This is a genomic window from Streptomyces sp. NPDC048255, assembly GCF_040652415.1.
Taxonomy (GTDB): Bacteria; Actinomycetota; Actinomycetes; order Streptomycetales; family Streptomycetaceae; genus Streptomyces.
In genome coordinates this window covers 470,393-489,531 of the sequence record NZ_JBEZMA010000001.1, presented here as the reverse complement: position 1 = coordinate 489,531, position 19,139 = coordinate 470,393, and the positions used below count along the sequence as shown (strand labels likewise).

The 19,139-nt window shown below is 73.6% G+C and carries 17 protein-coding genes and 1 pseudogene; 2 read left to right on the top strand and 16 right to left on the bottom strand.

Annotated elements, in window-relative coordinates; translation table 11 throughout:
* Window positions 1-126 precede the first annotated feature (126 nt).
* The 11 genes from AB0D94_RS02350 to AB0D94_RS02300 form a co-directional block, all read right to left on the bottom strand.
* Window positions 127-2,133: a serine/threonine protein kinase gene (locus tag AB0D94_RS02350; protein WP_362044393.1), complete on the bottom strand. Its 2,007-nt coding sequence runs from the start codon at window positions 2,131-2,133 to the stop codon at window positions 127-129.
* Window positions 2,134-2,233: 100 nt separating this feature from the next.
* On the bottom strand, window positions 2,234-3,112 hold the full coding sequence (locus AB0D94_RS02345; protein ID WP_362044391.1) for an alpha/beta hydrolase: 879 nt from the start codon (window positions 3,110-3,112) through the stop codon (window positions 2,234-2,236).
* Between the two features lie 171 nt (window positions 3,113-3,283).
* Window positions 3,284-4,471, bottom strand: a complete 1,188-nt coding sequence (gene kynU / locus AB0D94_RS02340; protein ID WP_362044450.1) for a kynureninase — start codon at window positions 4,469-4,471, stop codon at window positions 3,284-3,286.
* A 10-nt stretch (window positions 4,472-4,481) separates the two neighbouring features.
* Window positions 4,482-5,327 carry a tryptophan 2,3-dioxygenase family protein gene (locus AB0D94_RS02335; protein ID WP_362044389.1) on the bottom strand — a complete coding sequence of 282 codons (846 nt, stop codon included), beginning with the start codon at window positions 5,325-5,327 and terminating at the stop codon, window positions 4,482-4,484.
* A gap of 162 nt (window positions 5,328-5,489) precedes the next feature.
* Window positions 5,490-5,903, bottom strand: a complete 414-nt coding sequence (locus AB0D94_RS02330; RefSeq protein ID WP_362044387.1) for a DUF3151 domain-containing protein — start codon at window positions 5,901-5,903, stop codon at window positions 5,490-5,492.
* A 157-nt stretch (window positions 5,904-6,060) separates the two neighbouring features.
* A complete protein-coding gene (gene fbaA, locus AB0D94_RS02325) occupies window positions 6,061-7,083 on the bottom strand; it encodes a class II fructose-bisphosphate aldolase (RefSeq protein ID WP_362044385.1) in 1,023 nt (340 codons plus the stop codon).
* A 281-nt stretch (window positions 7,084-7,364) separates the two neighbouring features.
* Window positions 7,365-7,904, bottom strand: a complete 540-nt coding sequence (gene pyrE / locus AB0D94_RS02320; protein ID WP_362044383.1) for an orotate phosphoribosyltransferase — start codon at window positions 7,902-7,904, stop codon at window positions 7,365-7,367.
* A 30-nt stretch (window positions 7,905-7,934) separates the two neighbouring features.
* Window positions 7,935-8,723, bottom strand: coding sequence for an aldose 1-epimerase (locus tag AB0D94_RS02315; RefSeq protein WP_362044381.1), 789 nt, complete (start codon window positions 8,721-8,723; stop codon window positions 7,935-7,937).
* Window positions 8,724-8,750: 27 nt separating this feature from the next.
* Window positions 8,751-9,605 carry an SRPBCC domain-containing protein gene (locus tag AB0D94_RS02310; RefSeq protein ID WP_362044379.1) on the bottom strand — a complete coding sequence of 285 codons (855 nt, stop codon included), beginning with the start codon at window positions 9,603-9,605 and terminating at the stop codon, window positions 8,751-8,753.
* A gap of 56 nt (window positions 9,606-9,661) precedes the next feature.
* The gene (locus AB0D94_RS02305; RefSeq protein ID WP_362044377.1) at window positions 9,662-11,305 is read right to left on the bottom strand and encodes a polyamine aminopropyltransferase; all 1,644 of its coding nucleotides are present in this window, start codon (window positions 11,303-11,305) and stop codon (window positions 9,662-9,664) included.
* A gap of 137 nt (window positions 11,306-11,442) precedes the next feature.
* Window positions 11,443-11,991 carry a DUF2617 family protein gene (locus AB0D94_RS02300; RefSeq protein WP_362044375.1) on the bottom strand — a complete coding sequence of 183 codons (549 nt, stop codon included), beginning with the start codon at window positions 11,989-11,991 and terminating at the stop codon, window positions 11,443-11,445.
* Window positions 11,992-12,678: 687 nt separating this feature from the next.
* On the opposite strand from AB0D94_RS02300, the pseudogene AB0D94_RS02295 reads away from it, so the two are divergent.
* A pseudogene (locus AB0D94_RS02295) lies at window positions 12,679-13,866 on the top strand (pyridoxal phosphate-dependent aminotransferase).
* Between the two features lie 111 nt (window positions 13,867-13,977).
* Here AB0D94_RS02295 and AB0D94_RS02290 read toward each other — a convergent pair.
* From AB0D94_RS02290 to AB0D94_RS02275, 4 genes are read right to left on the bottom strand one after another with little or no spacing between them, the layout of a single operon-like run.
* Window positions 13,978-14,592, bottom strand: a complete 615-nt coding sequence (locus AB0D94_RS02290) for a hypothetical protein (protein WP_362044373.1) — start codon at window positions 14,590-14,592, stop codon at window positions 13,978-13,980.
* Window positions 14,589-15,890: a hypothetical protein gene (locus tag AB0D94_RS02285; protein WP_362044371.1), complete on the bottom strand. Its 1,302-nt coding sequence runs from the start codon at window positions 15,888-15,890 to the stop codon at window positions 14,589-14,591. Before AB0D94_RS02285 ends, AB0D94_RS02290 begins: the two co-directional genes overlap by 4 nt.
* Window positions 15,887-16,684 carry an ATP-binding cassette domain-containing protein gene (locus tag AB0D94_RS02280; RefSeq protein ID WP_362044369.1) on the bottom strand — a complete coding sequence of 266 codons (798 nt, stop codon included), beginning with the start codon at window positions 16,682-16,684 and terminating at the stop codon, window positions 15,887-15,889. Before AB0D94_RS02280 ends, AB0D94_RS02285 begins: the two co-directional genes overlap by 4 nt.
* A gap of 10 nt (window positions 16,685-16,694) precedes the next feature.
* Entirely contained in the window at window positions 16,695-17,102 is a 408-nt protein-coding gene (locus AB0D94_RS02275) for a hypothetical protein (protein ID WP_266935810.1), read from the bottom strand.
* 291 nt (window positions 17,103-17,393) lie between these two features.
* Between AB0D94_RS02275 and AB0D94_RS02270 the strand changes: the two genes are divergently transcribed.
* A complete protein-coding gene (locus AB0D94_RS02270) occupies window positions 17,394-18,578 on the top strand; it encodes a hypothetical protein (RefSeq protein ID WP_362044366.1) in 1,185 nt (394 codons plus the stop codon).
* Between the two features lie 7 nt (window positions 18,579-18,585).
* Here the strand turns inward: AB0D94_RS02270 and AB0D94_RS02265 are convergent, their stop codons facing one another.
* Window positions 18,586-19,131: a YbjN domain-containing protein gene (locus tag AB0D94_RS02265; RefSeq protein ID WP_362044364.1), complete on the bottom strand. Its 546-nt coding sequence runs from the start codon at window positions 19,129-19,131 to the stop codon at window positions 18,586-18,588.
* Between the last annotated feature and the right edge of the window lie 8 nt (window positions 19,132-19,139).

Genomic DNA, 19,139 nt, shown 5'->3' with positions numbered 1-19,139 from the left:
ATACTTTTTTCCCCCCGCTCCTAGAGGCCCCGCGGGCCGCCCGCCCGCCGGGCCCGCCCCCCCCCCCCCCCCACCGGCGTATCCGGACGCGGACCGGGCCTGCCGGGCCCGGTCCGGGCGCACCCCCTAGGCCTGCCGCGTCCAGCGCTGCGAGGCCTTTCCGGCGCAGGTCATCGTGTACAGGCCGGTGCCCATGTACGGGTCGAGGCAGCCGCCGCCGTAGTCGCTGCGCAGGCTCCCGTCCGAACCCGTGCGCCACACCCTGCCGATGTCCTGGGCGCAGTCGCCGACGAACACGGCCTGGCCGAGCCCGTTGGAGTACAGGCACCCGCCGGACTGCTGGTTGACGAGCTTGAAGCTGCCGTCGGACCGGCCCTGGACCGTCCACCGGGTGGACGCGTCCCCGCACTCCCCGTGGCCCGCGGAGCCGAAGACCTGGGTGATGCACTGGCCGTTGTCGCCGTTGCGGTAGCGGTACGTGCCGGAGGCCGGCGGCGGGGTGGTCGGGGGCTTGGCCGTACTGGGCGGGGTGCCGGGGCGGCTGGGCGCGCTGGAGGTGCCGGTGCCCGGACCCGCGGAGCCGCCGCCCGCGCCCGTACCGGGCTGCGTGCCCGGTACGGACCCGCCACCGCCCACGGCGCCCGCCCCGGCCGCTCCGGCCCCGCCGGCCGCGGGGCCGGACGACCCGCCCGGTCCGCCGTTGCCGTTTGCCCCGCCCTGCCCGGGCTGCTCCCCGGCCGGCGGCGGGGACGAGGCGGGGGCCGCCGGGTCCGACGGGCTCCCGCTGCCCGCCGTCGACGGGGCCTGGGCGCCCGGCGCGGCGGGCGCGCCGGCCGACGCGGACGGGTCGGTCTGTGCCTCCGTCCGCTGCCCGGGCGTGAACGGCAGGTTCTGGATGACGAGGGTCGTACCGCCGCCGACCACCACGACGGGGACGACGGCGAGCAGGATCCGGGTCCGGCGGCGGCGTTCGGGCCGTCGCGGAGCCTCCGTACGGGCCCCGTCCTGAGGCTGCGGTGCCACGACCGGTCCGGAAGCCGGAGCCGCTCCCGGGCCCTCTCCCGGAGCCGCTCCCGGTCCGGAAGCCGCCGCGGGTCCGGAAGCCGCCGCCGGTTCGGGGGTCGTTCCCGTCGCCGCTGCGGGCGCCTGCTCCCCTCGCCCCTGCTCCCCTTCCGGCTTCGCGCCCGCTAGCGGGAGCGTCGGAACGTCGATCTCCTGCACCCGCTCGGCGAAGGCGGCCCGCTCGGACAGCCGATCGGAGATCGGCGCGGGCCACAGCGGCGCCGTGAACGGGCCGTGCTGCGTGGCGCGTTCGAGGAGTTCGGCAGCGGTCGGCCGGCCCTCGGGGTCCTTGTCGAGGCAGGCCGCGACCACCTCGGCGAGGTCCGGGTCCACCTCCCGCAAGGGCTCCAGGTCGGCCTCTTCGTGGACGATGCGGTACAGCACGCCGTGCCCGGATTCGTCACCGAAGGGCGGCCGGCCGCAGGCCGCGTACGCGAGCACCGAACCGAGCGCGAAGACGTCGGTGGCGCCGCTCAGCCCCCTGGTGCCCGAGGCCTGTTCGGGTGCCATGTAGGCGGGCGTGCCCACGACCATGCCGGTCCTGGTCAGCTGGCTCTGCTCGGCGGCCCGGGCCACGCCGAAGTCGATGAGGGTGAGGCCGTCGAGGGTCAGCATGACGTTGGACGGCTTGAGGTCCCGGTGCACCATGTCCAGCGCGTGCACCGCCGCCAGGCCGGCCGCCGCCTCCCGCAGCAGCAGCCACAGCGCGCCCGCGGGCAGGGGCCCGTCGTGCAGGTCGACGGCTTCCTTCAGGGTGATGCCGGGAACGTACGCGGTGGCGAACCACGGGGGACGTGCGGCGCGGTCGCTGGCGAGCAGCGGTGCGGTGGCGCCCTCGGGCAGGCGCGCGAGGTTGTCCAGCTCGTGCCCGAAGCGCCGCAGGAAGTCCTTGTCCTCGCCGACCACGGAGGCGAGCAGTTGCTTGACGGCGACGTACCGGCCGTCCTGGACCCCGAGGTACACCCGCCCCATGCCGCCGGCCCCGAGCCGGCCGGCCAGCGGAATCGGCCCGATCTGACGCGGATCCTCCGCCTCCAGCGGCTCGGCCCCGCTCCCCCTCAGCTCTAACACGTCAGCCCCGTCAGCATCGGAAGTATTTTCTGGAAATCTACCCGATGCCCCCGAGAGGACAACGTGGCCCCGCTGCCGACGACTTGGCCCTCCGGACCGGCTACCAGGCCAGCTGCGCGATCTCCTCCGAGACCACCGCGCACGCGTCCGCCGCCGGGTCGATGAGCGGGAAGTGCCCGACCCCGTCCAGCAGCGTCAGGCCGACCGTCTCCCCCGCCTTCGCCGCGGCGGCCACGTACGACTCCGCCACCCGCGCCGGGACCACGATGTCCTCGCGGCCCTGCACCACCGCCGTGGCGATGCCCGTCGGGAGCAGGGCCGCCGGGTCCGCGTACGGGAGCCGCTCCGCCCAGTGCGCCGCGCCGCCCAGCAGTTGCCCGCAGGCGCCCCCGCAGACGCCCAGTTCCTCCGCCACCGCGAAGTCGGCGATGGGGGCCAGCGCCACCACCCCGCGCAGCGGCGGCGGTTCGGGCAGCCGCCAGGGGGAGCCGGACGGGAGCACGTGCCGGGCGGCGGCCCACAGCGCGAGCTGGCCGCCCGCCGAGTGGCCGGTGACGACGACGCGGCGCACGTCCGCCTGCGGCAGCGCGGCGGCGGTCAGTTCCGGCAGCGCGTCCAGTGCGGCGGCGACGTCGTCGAAGGTCTCCGGCCAGCGTCCGGCGACCGGCCCGTCGGCGGCCTGGTGCGGGAGGGAACTGCCGCGGCGGTACTCGACGTTGGCGACGGCGAAGCCCTGCCGGGCTAGGAATCCGGCCATCGGGGTGATGTGCTGCCGGTCGTACGGGGCCCGCCACGCACCGCCGTGCAGGAGCACCACCAGCGGGGCCTGTCCCTGGGTTTCGCCGCGCGGGGCGTAGAAGTCGACGAGCTGGTCGGGGTGTTCTCCGTAGGCGGCGCTCGCGTCCGGGGCGACGGCCGGATGGGAGAAGGCCGATGCGGCCTCGGCGGCGTCCCGTTCCACTGCGGCGGGGTCCGTCATCGGCTCAACCTCTCGGTAACGCGTGGGACAGCGGGGACAGATGTTCCGGTGTTTCGGCAGAGCGGGACCGTATCAGTCTGGAACGGGGCGTTCCGTGCGCGCACCCGGATATACCGGGGCGGGCGGAGCCTCAGCCCCGCCCGCCCGGTGATGTGACGTTTCGCTACCGCGTCACCCGAAAATGTGACCCAGTGTGCGTGCCGCACGCTCCGCGTCGGCGAATCCGACGTACAGCGGAGTGAAGCCGAAGCGCAGGACGTCGGGGGCCCGGAAGTCGCCGATGACGCCCCGGGAGATCAGCTCCCGCATGACCTCGCGGGCGTTGTCCGTGCGCAGCGAGATCTGGCTGCCCCGGTGGGCGTGCTCGGCCGGGGTGACCGACTCGACCGTGCCCTGCGGGACGTACGCCGCCACGCAGTCGAGGAAGAAGTCGGTCAGGGCCAGGGACTTGGCCCGTACGGCCTCGACCGCGACCCCGTCCCAGGCGTCGAGCGCCGCTTCCAGGGCCAGCATGGACAGGATGTCCGGGGTGCCGACCCGGCCCCGGGTCGCGCCCTCGGCCGGGCGGTAGCCCGGGGTCATCGCGAAGGGATCCGCGTGGCCGTTCCACCCGGGGAGGGGGGAGTCGAAGGCGGCCTGGTGGCGCTCGGCGATGTACAGGTACGCGGGCGCGCCGGGGCCGCCGTTCAGGTACTTGTACGTGCAGCCGACCGCGAGGTCCACGGCCTGCGCGTCGAGTCCGACGGGCAGGGCCCCGGCCGAGTGGCACAGGTCCCAGACGACCAGGGCCCCCGCCGCGCGGGCGGCGGCGGTGAGGCCGGGCAGGTCGTGGAGACGGCCGGTGCGGTAGTCGACGTGGTTGAGGAGCACGACGGCCGTGTCCTCGCCCAGCGCCGCGGGGACGTCCGCCGGATCGGTGGGCACCGCCGTCAGGCCGGTCAGCCGGGCCGCCGACTGGGCGATGTACCCGTCGGTCGGGAAGGTGGCGGCGTCGACCAGCATCCGGGTCCGTCCCGGCCCGGCCAGCCGGGCCGCGCCGACCAGGGCCTTGAACAGGTTGACGCTGGTGGAGTCGCCGACGACCACCTGGCCGGGGGCCGCACCGACGAGCGGGGCGATCTTGTCGCCGATCCGCTCCGGCGCGGTCCACCAGTCGCTCTCGTCCCAGGAGCGGATGAGGAGCTCGCCCCACTGGCGCGTGACCACGTCGGCGGTGGCGGCCGCCACCCCGGCCGGAAGGGCGCCGAGGGAGTTGCCGTCCAGGTAGACGACGCCGTCAGGGAGGGTGAAGCGCTCGCGGAGCTTGCCGAGCTCGTCGGCGGCGTCGAGCTCGGCGGCGCGGGCGGCCAGATCGGCCATCGCGGTCGGCTCAGACATGGCTGCGCGCCGTCCAGAGCTCCGGGAAGACGTTCTTCGTCGCGCGCTTCTCCAGCCAGGTCACCCCGGCGGAGCCGCCCGTTCCGGTCTTCGCGCCCATCGCCCGGCGGGTGGCCACCAGGTGGTCGTTGCGCCAGCGCCAGACGAGCTCGGCGACGTCCGTGAGGACCTCGCCGAGGCGGTGGAGGTCGTGCTGCGCGTCGGGGTCGGCGTACAGGGCCGTCCAGACGGCCTCGACCTCGGCCGAGGGCTCGTAGCGCTGTGCGAGGTCGCGGTCGAGGACGGCGTCCGGGACCGGCAGGCCGCGGCGGGAGAGCAGGCGCAGCACCTCGTCGTAGAGGCTGGGCTCGTGGAGGGCCTTCTCCAGCTCCGCGTGGACGCGCGGGGCGCCGCGGTGCGGGACCAGCATGGAGGCGGACTTCTCGCCGAGCAGGAACTCCATCCGGCGGTACATCGCCGACTGGAAGCCGGAGCCCTCGCCGAGGGCGGCGCGGTAGGCGTTGAACTGCCCGGGGGTGAGCTGTGCGAGCGGGCGCCAGGAGGCGTTGAGGGCCTCCAGCTCACGGAGGGAACGTTTCAGCGCGTCCATCGCCACCGGGATCCGGTCCTCGCGCAGTGCGCGGGCCGCGGTCTCCCACTCGTGGACGATGACGGTGAACCACAGCTCCATGACCTGGGTCGTGACCAGGAAGACCATCTCGCCCGGGTCGTCCGAGCGCAGCTGCTGGAGGTGGGTGAGGACGTCCGCCTGGACGTAGTCCTCGTACGGGGTGGTGCCGGCGAAGTCGAGGTTCGGGGTGTCCGAACCGGCTCCGGAGGCATCAAGGGCGTGCGACATCGCTGTCTCCTCGACACGTGCTTCCGGGTAGCGGTCCGCTCCTTCCGGTGAGGTGAGTGGAGCCCCGGTCCCCTGCCCGCATCATAGGACGCCGGTGCGCCGGGGCTCCAGCGGGGAGTGAGGCAGGTCACATACCCGCCCGAACACTCCCCGCCGCGCGGCTCAGGCGCTCAGCGCGTCCGCGGCCGTCTCGGACGAGTCCCGCAGGAAGGTCGAGCAGCGCTCGTACTCCTCCTTCTCACCGATCGCCTCGGCCGCGCGGGCCAGGGCGTGCAGGGCGCGCAGGAAACCGCGGTTCGGCTCGTGCTCCCACGGAACCGGCCCGTGGCCCTTCCAGCCGGCGCGGCGCAGCGCGTCGAGACCGCGGTGGTAGCCGGTGCGGGCGTAGGCGTAGGACTCGACGGTGCGGCCGGCCGCGAAGGCCTCGTCGGCGAGCGTCGCCCAGGCGAGTGAGGAGGTGGGGTGCGCGGCGGCCACCTCGACGGCGGGCGTGCCCGCGGCGAGGGCCTCGCGGCCCGGCTCGTCGGGCAGATGGGTGGGGGCGGGACCCCCGAGCAGGTTCTGGTGAATGGACATGCACCCAGTCTGGGGCATCGCGGGGGCGTCCGGACGGCGCCCTGGCGGCCTCGTCAGGACAGGAGTGCGCGGCAACTGCGCGCAGGGGAAAGGCCGCAGGGCCCGGCCCGCCGTCGTGGGACGGGGGCCGGGCCCTGCGGTGAAGGCGTGTGCCTGCTTACTTGAGCTTCGTACCGGTCGAGCGCAGGTTCGCGCACGCCTCGGTGACGCGCGCGGCCATGCCGGCCTCGGCCGCCTTGCCCCAGGTGCGGGGGTCGTACTTGGACTTCGTGCCGACCTCGCCGTCGACCTTCAGCACCGCGTCGTAGTTGCGGAACATGTGGTCCACGACCGGGCGGGTGAAGGCGTACTGGGTGTCGGTGTCGAGGTTCATCTTCACGACGCCGTTCTCCAGCGCGGTGGCGATCTCCTCGGCCGTGGAGCCCGAACCGCCGTGGAAGACGAAGTCGAACGGCGAGGCCTTGCCGAACTTCTCGGCGACACCGGCCTGGAGGTCCTTGAGGAGCTCGGGGCGCAGGACGACGTTGCCCGGCTTGTAGACGCCGTGCACGTTGCCGAAGGAGGCGGCCAGCAGGTAGCGGCCCTTCTCGCCCAGGCCCAGGGCCTCGGCGGTGCGGATCGCGTCGTCGACGGTGGTGTACAGCTCGTCGTTGATCTCGTGGCTGACGCCGTCCTCCTCGCCGCCGGTCGGGGTGATCTCGACCTCAAGGATGATCTTCGCGGCGGCGGCCTTGGCGAGCAGCTCCTGGCCGATGGCCAGGTTGTCGGCCAGGGTCTCCGCGGAGCCGTCCCACATGTGCGACTGGAAGAGCGGGTTCAGACCACGGGCCACGCGCTCGGCGGAGATGTCCAGGAGCGGACGTACGTAGCCGTCCAGCTTGTCCTTGGGGCAGTGGTCCGTGTGCAGGGCGATCGTGACGCCGTACTTGGCGGCCACGACGTGCGCGAACTCGGCCAGGGCGACCGCGCCGGTGACCATGTCCTTGTTGTGCTGGCCACCCAGGAACTCCGCACCACCGGTGGAGATCTGGATGATGCCGTCGCTCTCGGCCTCCGCGAAGCCGCGCAGCGCAGCGTGCAGGGTCTGGGAGGAGGTCACATTGATGGCCGGGTAGGCGAACTTGCCTGCCTTCGCCCGGTCGAGCATCTCGTTGTAGACCTCGGGGGTTGCGATGGGCATCTGTCCGCTCCTTGGATGTGCGGGGAGTGTGCTTATTGCGGGCCCTGACCTGGGGGCGACGTCATCGTCGCGCCTATCTTTCCAGACTCCGCGCGACACTCCACCCCACCGGTCACCCGCTAAGACGGGAAGGCGCCGGGATGTTTCACGTGAAACATCCCGGCGTCCCGGAAACGAGCAGGTCAGGGCTGGAGGCGGGACTCCTGAGGACCTTGGTCACCAGTTGCGCCGGGCCCCGGCGCAGCCCTGGCGCACCTCCCGCGCAGCCCCGGCACGGGCGCCTAGGAGAGGCCGAGGTCCCCGAGGCGGTAGCCGGTGAGGTAGGGCAGGCCCGCCTCGGCGATGGCTCCGGCGGCACCGCGGTCCACGATCGTGGCGACGGCGACGACCTCGCCGCCGGCCTCGCGGACCGCCTCGACGGCGGTCAGCGGGGACCCGCCGGTGGTCGAGGTGTCCTCGACGACCAGGCAGCGCTTGCCCTGCACGTCGGTGCCCTCGATCCGGCGCTGCATCCCGTGCGCCTTCTGCGCCTTGCGGACGACGAAGGCGTCGAGGCGCTCACCGCGCGCCGCGGAGGCGTGCAGCATCGAGGTGGCGACCGGGTCGGCGCCCAGGGTCAGACCGCCGACGCAGTCGTAGTCGAGGTCGGCGGTGAGGTCGAGCATGACCTGGCCGACCAGCGGGGCCGCCTCGCCGTCGAGGGTGATCCGGCGGAGGTCGATGTAGTAGTCGGCCTCCCGGCCGGAGGAGAGGGTCACCTTGCCGTGCACGACGGCCTTGTCCTTGATCTGCTGCAGAAGCGCATCGCGTACGTCACTCATGCCCTCGAGCTTAAGCGCTGACAAGGGGCCCTACCCGAGCCGCCGCCAGGTCCACGTGCTGGAGATCTCCAGCGGGTCCACCGGGGTGACCAGGCGCGGCAGGCTGTTCAGGCCGTTCGGCGGGCCCGACTGCGGCTCGACGCAGACGGCCTCGGGTTCCTCGTCGTACACGACCACCCACTCGGAGCGGCTGGTGAGCCTCAGCTCCAGGGCGCCGGGCCAGGTCAGGGTGACGTCCACGCCGTCCGGCATGCCGAAGCAGTCGTCCCACGGGCCCGGCAGGGGCTCGATGCGGCGGCCGGTGGGGATGTGGTCGGCGCCCCGCTCCTCCTGCCAGGCGGCGTCGAAGGCCACCTTCACGTCCTCGCCGCCGGGCTGGAGGCTGCGCCGGAACCAGGGGTGCCAGCCCGCCTGGGCCGGGAAGGAGTCCCCGTACGTCTCGATGCCCATGGTCAGGGTCAGCGCGTCCTCGCCCAGCTCGAAGACCTGGGTCACCCGGCCGGGGTACGGCCACGGGTCGGCGAGGTCGTAGGTGAAGACCGCCTGGGTCGCGGTGGCGCCGGCCGGGCGCCAGGGCACGTCGCGGCCGAAGCCGTGGAGGGCGTGGGGCGGGTGGTTGAGCGGCATCTGGTGCTCGGTCGCCCCGTCCCAGAACCGGCCGTTCGCCGTACGCCCGCACCACGGCACCATCGGGAAGGCCCCGTACCTCGGGCCCTGACGCAACAGCTCCGTCCCGTCGATGCGCAGGCTGCTGATCCGGCAGCCGTTCTCCTGGTCGACGGTCACCTCGGCGCCGCCGGCGGTCAGTTGCGTAGTCATACGGTCGACCCTAGTGCTGAGAGTGGATCAGCGACGCCTGCGCAGGGCCCGGCCCAGCACCACCGCCGAGGCGAGGGCGAGGGCGGCGGCCGGGGCGATCCAGCGCAGGCTGTCCCCGGCGGCGGTGGGGGCGGGCGCGGGGACTGGGGCGTACCGGCCGCGCGGGGGCGCGTGGTCCACCTCCTCGGCACTGCGGCCGATCATCGTCCGGCGGGCGTGGGCGGCCTCGGCCGGGGGCCGGCCGGCCCCGAGGTCGCCCAGGTCGGTGAACTCCGATTCCAGGAAGGGATCGAGGGAGGGCGGCGGCACGTCGGTGTCGAACACGGACGCGGAGACCTCGGTGACCTCGTCCCCGGAGCCGTCCCGCCCCGTGTCCTGCGCATCCTCGGCGGTCGCGGCGTCTTCGGCGTCCGCGGCGTCCTCGGCGTCGGCCACGGGGTCGCTCACCTCGGCCACGGCCACCGCGGCGAGCTGCTCGGCGGCCCGGTCCAGCAGCCGCCGCACGGCGGTGGCGGTGGCCTGCGGGGTGAAGGCGGCGGCGCGCCCGTCGGCCGCGCCGCCGGTGGTGAAGTCCAGCCGGGTGCCGTCCTCCACCGGGGTGAGCCGCAGCGTGAGGGAGAGTTTGACGGCCCCGTTGCCCCGCACCTCCGTGCCCTCGCCCTCGACGGCGAAGCGGCCGGGGTCCCGCTCGGTCAGGGACAGGGCCCCCCGGTAGGTCACGGTGTGCCCGCCGACCCTGACCTTCAGCCGGCCCGCGAGCGGCCCGGAACCGGTGTCGGCGTCCTGCTGGAGCCCCGGCACGCAGCGGGCCACCCGGGCGGGATCGCGCAGCACGGCGCGGAGGTCGTCGGCCGGTACCGGAACGAACACCTGATGCTCCATGTGGTCGAGCCTACCGAGGAGACCCGCTCACGTCCCCGGTCCGGCGCCGACACCGGTCACGAATACCTCGGGTGCGGCAGGGTCGACGGCGGCAGTCCGGGCATCCGGGTCCGTTCCGTGTCCCGTGCGGCGTCCTCCAGGGAGCGGGTCGACAGCGAGCTCGGCGCCGGGGTGTCGCGGTCCACGCGCAGCTGGGGGACCTGGTCGCGGGCGGCCAGCACCAGGCCCCAGTCCTGGGGCGGTGCGGCGGCCACGCCCAGCGGGGAGCGGTCGGGTCCGGCGGCGAAGCCGGAGAGGCGGCCGCCCGCACTGTAGGGCGCGGTCAGCAGGCCCGCGGCGCGCAGGGTGGCGTCCACCGTCCAGTACGTCCGCAGCCGCGTGGCCAGCGGACCCGCGTGCACGGCCATCCGCCCGCCGGGGCGCAGGGCCCGCGCTGCGAGCCCGTAGAACTCCTGCGAGTACAGCTTGGTGCTGGGGGTGATGCCCGGGTCGGGGAGGTCGGAGAGGATGACGTCGAACCCGTCCCGCGCGGCCGGGCCGCGCAGCCAGCGGAAGGCGTCCTGGGTGACGACGGCGAGGCGCGGGTCCTCGTACGCGCGGGCGTTGAGCGCGGAGAGCATCGGGTCGGTGCGCGCGAGGCGGACCACGCCCGGGTCGAGCTCGACGACGGTGACGGAGGCGACGTCGCGGTAGCGCAGCACCTCGCGGGCGGCGAGCCCGTCGCCGCCGCCGAGGACCAGGACCCGGCCGTGCGGGCCGGTCATCGCGGGGTGGACGAGGGCCTCGTGGTAGCGGTACTCGTCGTACCCGCTGACCCGCAGCCGCCCGTCGAGGTACAGGTCGAGGGAGCGCGGGGAGCCGGTACGGGGACCGGTGATCACCAGTTCCTGCACCCCGGTCTGGACGGCGACCCGCACCTCCCCGCCGTACACGGCGCGCCGGGCGACCCGCTCGAAGTCGTCGGCGAGGACGGTCGCGGAGGCGAGCACCGCCAGGACGGTCACGTTCGCGGCGATCAGCAGCCAGCGGCAGCGCCGGCTCAGGTCGCGGCGGAACAGCCACAGCACCAGTCCGCCGCCGACGGCCGCGTTGACGGTGCCGGTGAACATGGCGCCGGTGAGCTGGCCGAGCAGCGGGAGCAGCAGGAACGGGAAGGCGAGGCCGCCGACCAGGGCGCCCACGTAGTCCGCGGCGAACAGGTCGGCGACGGCCCCGCCCGCGTCCTGTCTGCGGATGCGCTGGATGAGGACCATCAGCAGCGGGATCTCCGCGCCGATGAGCACCCCGATGGCGAAGGAGAAGGCGACGAGCGCGGGCCGGGACTCCCCCAGCCAGACGAAGCTCGCGTACAGCGCCGTGGCGGAGAGCCCGCCGAGCAGGGCGAGCGCGGCCTCGATCATGCCGAAGCCGAAGGCGGGGCGTCTGCGCAGGCGTTTGGCGAGCAGGGAGCCGACGCCCATGGCGAAGACCATGACGGACAGCACGACCGACGCCTGGGTGACGGAATCGCCGATGAGGTAGGAGCCCAGGGCGAGCAGCTCCAGTTCGTACACCAGCCCGCAGGCGGCACAGACGAACACGGTGGCCAGGACGAGGAGCCGGCCGGTCCGGGGCCGTACGGGGAGGGCGGCCGGGACGGCCGCCGAGCCCCCCGGCTCCGGAGCCGGGAGCACCCGGCGCGGGACGGAACGGTCGATCATGAAGCGAACCGTACGTCACCGCCCACTTCGACCCGGTCACCCACATGGGTGCAAGTCGCGTACCGTTCCAGCCAGTTGGCGTAACCGGGCGGGTGCGCCCGCGCCCCGGGCCCGCCCCGCGACCCGGCCGGGCCGGTTCACAGCAGCGCGGGGGACTCCTCGGCCGCCGCGGCGGTGGCGCCCATCCGTACCCCGACCCGCGTCCTGGTGGCCACGAGCTGGCCCTCCTGCGGATACGCGTGCCAGGTCCGCCAGCGCACCTGGCCCTCGTAGCGCTGGGCCAGCATGGCGGTGAAGGCGTGCGGGCTGCCCGGGAAGGTGCCCGCTAGCCCGTTCGGGTGGTCCGCGACCAGTGCGAGCAGTTCCTGCGCCCTCCCCGCGAAGGAGCCGCGCGAGAGGGTCTCGACCCGCGCGGCGAACTCGTACTCCCAGTCACCCACCCGCTTGGCCACGCCGAGGGGCAGTGGCGTGCTGCTGCCGGGCATGCAGGCGACCGTCTCCGAGCAGAGCACCGCGCCCTCCTCCAGGAGTACCTGGTGGGAGGCTCCGAGCAGGCGCAACTCCACCTTGGCGCCCACCAGTTCGAGGTTCAGTACGGCCAGGGCGGGCAGCCGGTCCCGCCCCAGAGCCCAGGCGAGGTCGGCGGCACGCGTGTCGGTGTAGGTGGTCTGGAGGGTCGTGAGCATGAGTCGGCTCCGCAAACGCGCGAGGGAGATGGGCCGGGGCCCGCCAGCGGTAGTCAACGGGTGGGGGACACCGGCACGGGTCCACAGGAAGTCCCGGGAGGTCCGAGGACTGGTCTACTCAACCGAGGGAATCATGAAAGGCACGGCACTCACAGCGTTTTTACCCAACTTGACGGGGTTTACATCCCCCCGGGGGCTACCCAGTTCACGTGTTCAACGAGTTGCGTCCCGCGCGTCGTGATGCATGGGCGAACGCGAGGACGCCCGACGGAAGTTACACCGCCGGGCACCCCCCTTCCGCGCGGTGCCACGCTGCCCCGTGTCAGCTGGAACCGCCGCACCCACCGCCCCCGCCCCCGCAGGACGAGGAGGACCCGCAGGAGGACGAGCCGCCCGAACACGAGCTCGACGATCCGCCGCTCGACCATCCGCTGCTCGACGATCCGCTGCGCCGGGACCCGGACGAAGACCCGCCGCCCGAGGAACGGACCGCGAGGGTCACGACGAAGGCGACCAGCATGAGCCCCATCACAATGAAGACGAACACCACGTCCGCCCCCCTTTCTCACACCCCGGTCCTCCCGGGGAGCGGGATCCCCGCGTCCCGCGTGACAGGGAGATGCCCGCAGGCCACGCGGCCCAAAGCACACTTGAGCAAGTCCAGAGGTTCCCCGCAGGATGACGCACATGACCGCACCCGTGAGCAGCAACCGCCCCTTCCTGAACCGCCGGCTGGCGGCCTTCGGCACCACGATCTTCGCGGAGATGTCGACGCTGGCCGCCCGCACCGGGTCGATCAACCTCGGCCAGGGCTTCCCCGACACCGACGGCCCGGCCGAGATCGCCGAAGCGGCCTCCCGCGCGGTCCTCACGGGCCTCGGCAACCAGTACCCGCCCGGCCCCGGCGTCCCCGAGCTGCGCACCGCGATCGCCGAGCACCAGCAGCGCTTCTACGGCCTGGCCTACGACCCCGACACGGAGGTCCTGGTCACCGCGGGTGCCACGGAGGCCATCGCGGCCTCCCTCCTCGGCCTGCTGGAACCGGGTGACGAGGTCATCGCCCTCGAACCGTTCTACGACTCGTACGCGGCCTGCATCGCCATGGCCGGCGCCGTACGGGTCCCCGTCACCCTGCGCCCGCACGCCGGGGCCTTCGTCCTCGACCTGGACGAACTGCGCGCGGCGGTCACTCCGCGCACCCGGCTGCTCCTGCTGAACACCCCGCACAACCCGACGGGCACCGTCCTCACCCCGGCCTAGCTGGCCGCCGTGGCCGAGCTGGCGGTGGAGCGCGACCTCCTGGTCGTCACGGACGAGGTCTACGAGCACCTGGTCTTCGAGGGCTCCCACACCCCCCTGGCCGGCCTCCCCGGCATGCGCGAGCGCACCGTCACCATCTCCTCGGCCGGCAAGACCTACTCCTTCACCGGCTGGAAGGTCGGCTGGGTCACGGCTCCCCCGGCCCTGGTCTCGGCGGTCCGCTCGGCCAAGCAGTTCCTCACCTACGTCTCCTCGGGCCCCTTCCAGTACGCGATCGCCGAGGCCCTGGCCCTCCCCGACGCGTACTACGAGGGCCTGCGCGCCGACCTGGCCGCCAAGCGCGACCTCCTCGCCGACGGCCTCGCGGCGGCCGGTTTCGAGGTCTACCGCCCGCAGGGCACGTACTTCATCACCACCGACATCACCCCGCTCGGCGAGAAGGACGGCCTCGCCTTCTGCCGCGCCCTGCCGGAACGCTGCGGCGTGGTCGCCATCCCGAACCAGGTCTTCTACGACGACAAGTCCGCCGGCGCCACCCAGGTCCGCTGGGCCTTCTGCAAGCGAACGGCGGTTTTGCAGGAGGCGGTGGACCGCCTGGGTCGGCTGGCTCGCTGAGCGCGGGCCGGTGGACATGTAGGTGCTCGTACCTGGGCCTTCTGCAAGCGGACCGAGGTTTTGCAGGAGGCGGTCACGCGCCTGCGGCGCCTGTAGGACGAGGGGGCAGCGTCAGGACGCCTCCGCGCGGTCGTCCTGGCGGGGTGGCGGGGCGGGGAGGAGCAGGGCCGTCAGCCACAGGGCGGCGGCGACGGCCAGGGCCGGGGCGTGGCCCGGGGCCTCGATGGACCAGGCCCAGAACTCCGGCGTGCTGTCCGGGCCCACGCCGAGCAGGAGGGTCGGGCCGAAGGTGCCCAGGGGCAGCAGCCAGGCCAGGCCGCTGCCGAAGAGGCGGGCGCTGATCACCGCCAGGCCCAGGTGGCCGACGGCGTTGCGGGCCGAGGCGGCGAACACCTCCGCGGGCAGGCCGGCCAGCAGCGGCAGGGCCGACAGCACCACGGCCAGCAGGGTCAGCGCGACCAGGTGCAGGCGCCGGTAGCCCGGCATGGGCTGGGCCGCGGTGTGCTCCAGGTCGGCCATGGGCGAGTGGAAGGTGGTGCCGAGGACGACCGCGTAGGCGACGGGCGCGACCGCCGCGACCGGGATGCTGAAGTCGACCAGGTAGCGGAAGTCCGGGAAGTCGACCTGGGTCCCGGTGAACACCACGGTGGCCACGGCCACGGCCAGCGAGGCCGCCGCCGCACGGGGCAGGTCGCGGCTGCGCGCGTAGGCGAGGACGGGGTTCACCGGGGCAGCGGGGGTACGGGGCGGCAGGCGCCGATCTCGCCCGCGGCAGCGCTGATCCACGCGTCGCGGTCCGCCGCCGGTGCCTTGAGCACGGCCTCCAGCGTGGCCGCGAACTCGTCCCCGTAGTACGGGGCCCCCGCCCCGGCGCGGCTGTGGATCACGGCCTGGAAGAGGAAGGTGTCCGGCAGCCCGCCGAGCTCCTTGAGCGGATACGGCTCGCAGCCGGACGCGGGCTGCGGCAGCGAGGCGTCGAGCATCGCCGCGGTCAGGGTGGCGGTGTCGACGACGGGCCGGTAGACGGGCAGCTCCGCGCTGTACGGGCCGCTGGGGCGCAGCCCCGTCTGGTAGAAGCTGCGGTTGAGGCCGGTGAGCGGGCCCAGGGCCTGGTCGACCTTCAGGGTGGCGGCCTCGACCTGGGGCATCAGATGCCTGTCGGCCGGCCACAGGCAGGCCTTCGTACGGCCCTGGGTGACACAGGCGGGCTCCTCGGGCTGCTGCGCCCGCACCGCCCAGAACGGGTCGGGCACCGGGGCGCGGAAGGTCAGCAGCACGCCCCCGGCCACCACCGCGGCCAGGGCCACGGGCACGACCGCGTACAGCCGGGGCGAGACCACCGGGCGCCGGACCAGCGCGGGCAGGGCCAGCAGGGTGAGCGCCGCGGCGCCGCACCAGGCGGTCGCGACGAGCAGGCGCGTGGTGTGGGGGCGGAAGGTGGCGTCCCAGTGCTCGTCGATGGCCGGGAAGAGACTGGCCAGGGGGCTCTCGGGCACGAACGCGAAGACGACGAACACCAGGTACCAGAGCACGCCCGCGGCGGGGGCGGTGATCCGGGACGGCAGCAGGCTGCCGGCGGCGACGCCCGCGGCGATCTGGAACCCGATCATGACGGCGCCCAGCAGCAGCGGGGTCCACACCGGGTCGGTGACCTCGCTGACGGCGGCGGTGCGCCAGAAGGCGATGGCGGCCATCAGCGCGTACGCGGCGAGCGCCGGCAGCCAGGCCGCGGCCCACAGCAGCAGGGCCTGCGACCAGCCGCCCCGGGGGGTCGTGTCGGCCCAGGCGCTCGTACGGGTGCGCCGGGCGCGGCCCGCGCTCCACGCGGCGGCGGCGCTCATCAGGGAGCCCATCACGATCACGCCGAACACCTGGACCTTGATGCTGGCCTGGGTCCACCAGCCGATCCAGTCGCTGGTCGCGGTGTCCTCGGAGACCAGGTACCAGGAGCCGACGGCGGCCATCAGCAGCGCCACCTTGCCGGCCTCGCCGCGGCGCATCTCGTGGAGCAGCACGCGGATCACAGGACGACTCCGTTCCGGTCCACGACGGCCAGGTAGCCGCCCTCGACCGTGGAGCCGCTGACGGTGCTTCCGTCGTGTCCGGGAGCCTGCGCGCAGAGCTCCGCCGCGGTGCCGGTGAACCGCACCCGGCCTTCCAGGAGCACCGAGACGCGGTCGCAGACGTGGGCGACGTCCTCGGCCAGGTGCGTGCTCATCACCACCGCGGAGCGTTCCCCCAAGGCCCGGATGAGGGTGCGGAAACCGATCCGCTGGGCGGGGTCAAGGCCGACCGTCGGCTCGTCGAGCAGCACCAGCGCGGGCCGGTTGACGACGGCCTGCGCGATCCCGGCCCGGCGCAGCATCCCGCCGGAGAGCGCCCCCATGCGCCGGTCCGCGTACTTCTCCAGCTCCACCAGCCGCAGGGCGTCACGGGTGCGTTCGCTGCGCTGCGGGGCGGGCACCTTGCGCAGCCAGGCCGCGTACTCGACGAACTCCTGGACGGTGAAGCGCGGGTAGTAGCCGAAGGACTGCGGCAGGACGCCGATGCGTTCGCGCAGCCGGCGGGTGCGGGCGCGGCTGTCCGAGGACTCGCCGAGCAGGGACACGGTCCCCGTGTGCGGCCGGCGGGCGGTGCTCAGCAGGGAGAGCAGGGTGGTCTTGCCCGCTCCGTTCGGGCCGAGCAGCGCGGTGGTGCCGGAGGTGAAGCGGGCGCTGACGTCGTCGAGGGCGACCACGGTCTTGTAGCGGACCGTGGCGCCCTCGACGGCCGCGACCGGCGTGGAGCCGGCCGCGGCGATATCACTGTCGACGGACACGGTTCCCTGTTCAGTTCTGAGCGGACACGAAGCCGTAGGCGCGGCTTCCGGGAATCCCGGCCCAGGTGGCCTTGGTGTAGTACTTGCCACCCGTGGTGGTGCCCCCGTAGGAGCCGCAGCCGAAGCCCGAGGAGTAGTTCTTCGACACCGAGGCGATCTTCGGGTCGGGCATCCAGTCCTTGTCCTGGTAGACGTAGCCGCTGAAGGTCCGCGTGTCCGACACCGGGACGTCGCCACAGGCCTTCGCGTGGCCCGAACCCGGCCCGTTCCAGCGGTCGCCGTCCTCCTTCGACCCGGCGGTCGCAATCGAGAACGGAAGGCGGCTGTTGGTGATCTCCCCGGCGGCCGCGATGCCGACGGGCAGGGCCAGTACTGCGGTCAGGCCCACCACGGCTATGCGCTTGCGCGTGTGCGTCATGTTCTTCCCCCTGAGTCGAGAGCTTTGCACTGACAACGCCAGCGACCGTAACCCTCGAATGATCGGCTCCGGAGTGACCGTCGTCACACGGGGCTCCTGTAGGCCGAAAACCGACCCTTACACACGCGCCGACCGCGCCAAATGCGGTAGCCCGCTGACCAATTGGCGCAAAGGATGCCCAGGAGTGCTTGCGGGGCGAGTGAAGGCGGTGTGAAGCTGACGGCCTCGAAGGTGCCCGAAGCCCCCGTCGCCGGACGGGTGTCATCACGCCGAGCGGAAGAGTCGGGACACATGGCAACGGGCAGCAGGATCCCCGCCTCCGCGCTGCCGCCGCACCTGCGGGCGGTACGGGCCGCCGCCCCGCCGGCCGTGGTCGCGCTCGGGGTGTTCGCCGCCGTCCGCGGCGCCGGGATCCTGGTGGTCGCGGCCGGGTCCTGGTGGGCCGGACGGGATCCCGTACGGGTCCTCGGCCGCTCCTGGGACGCCTCCTGGTACCTGGGGATCGCCGCCGACGGGTACGGGCGCACCGTGATGTCGGCCGACCCCCTCACCGGCACCGGCGCCGTCCAGAGCGACTACGCCTTCTTCCCGCTCTACCCCGTCCTGATGCGGCTCGTCTCCGCCGTGCTGCCCGGCGGACTGGTCCCCGCAGGGCTGCTGATCGCCTGGGTCTCGGCCGCCGTCGCCGCCGTCGGCGTCTACCGGATCGGGGAGCGGCTGCTCGGGCCGCGCGCCGGGATACTGCTCGTGGGGCTCTGGGCGGCCCTGCCGCACGCCGTGGTGCTGACCCTCGCCTACACCGAGGCCCTGCTGGCCGCGCTCGCCGCCTGGTCCCTCTACGCCCTGCTGCGCGGCCGCTGGCTGTGGGCCGCGGGCCTGGCGGTGCTCGCCGGGCTGACCCGGCCGACCGGGATCGCCGTCGCGGCCGCCGTCTGCGCCGTGGCCCTGCACGCGCTGGTCGTCCGCAGGGCCCGGGCGCCCGAGGTGTGGGCGGCGGCGCTGCTGGCCCCCGCGGGCTGGGTGGCGTACGTCCTCACCGTCGGGGTGCGGGGGCGTGATCCGCTGGGCGGGTACTTCACCGTGCAGCGGCGCTGGGGCTCGCGCTTCGACTTCGGCGCCGGGGCGCTGCGCACCGCGGAGCGGGTCCTGACCGGCGGGCACGTGCCGCTCGCCACCACCGTGACGGTGGTCCTGCTGGCCGCTGCCGGGCTGCTGGCGGCCCTGCTGGTGCTGGACCGCACCTCGCTGCCGCTGCTCGTGTACACCGGGATACTGCTGCTGATGACCTTCGGCGGGGCCGGGTTCTTCGAGTCGAAGCCGCGGTTCCTGCTGCCGGCGTTCCCGCTGCTGCTGCAGCTCGCCGCCGCCATGGCCAGAGCCCGGCCGCGCACCGCGGTCGTGGTGACCGCGGGGCTGGCCGGGCTCTCCTACGGCTACGGGCTCTACCTGCTGCTCGTAGCGCGGGTACCGCTGTGACGGGCGGCTACTGCTTGGCGTCGCCGTTCGTGTCCTCGTCGCCGCCGGTGGAGTCGATGTCCTTCTCCAGGCCGAGCTGCTCGACGAGCCACTTGTCGAACTCGATGGAGGCGCGGACCCAGCTGACCGTGGAGGACACGAAGTGCTCCAGGCTGACGCCGGTGCCGATCAGCATCTGCGCCTCGCCGATCAGGCGGACCGAGCCGTCGTCGTGGGTGTGGCTGTAGACCTTCGGCCACAGGGTGCGGCGGTTCCAGTCGTCGATCGACTCGAGAAGCTGCGGCTTCTCGTCGATCTTGTGCGGACGGTCGTAGAAGGTCCGCACCGAGAAGACCTGCTGCTCGTCCTCGCCGCGGAACATGAAGTACGTGCGGAACTCCTCCCACGGCGCCGCGAGGTCACCCTCGTCGTCGACGACGTACTTGAGCTCCATCTGCTCCAGCAGCTGCTTGACCAGATCCTGGTCGGGGACGACGGGGCCCGCCGGTCCTGTGGCCTGCGGATCGGGCTGCTGCCCTCCGAAGTTCGGAATCGAGGCCGGGTCGATGCTCACCGTGTACT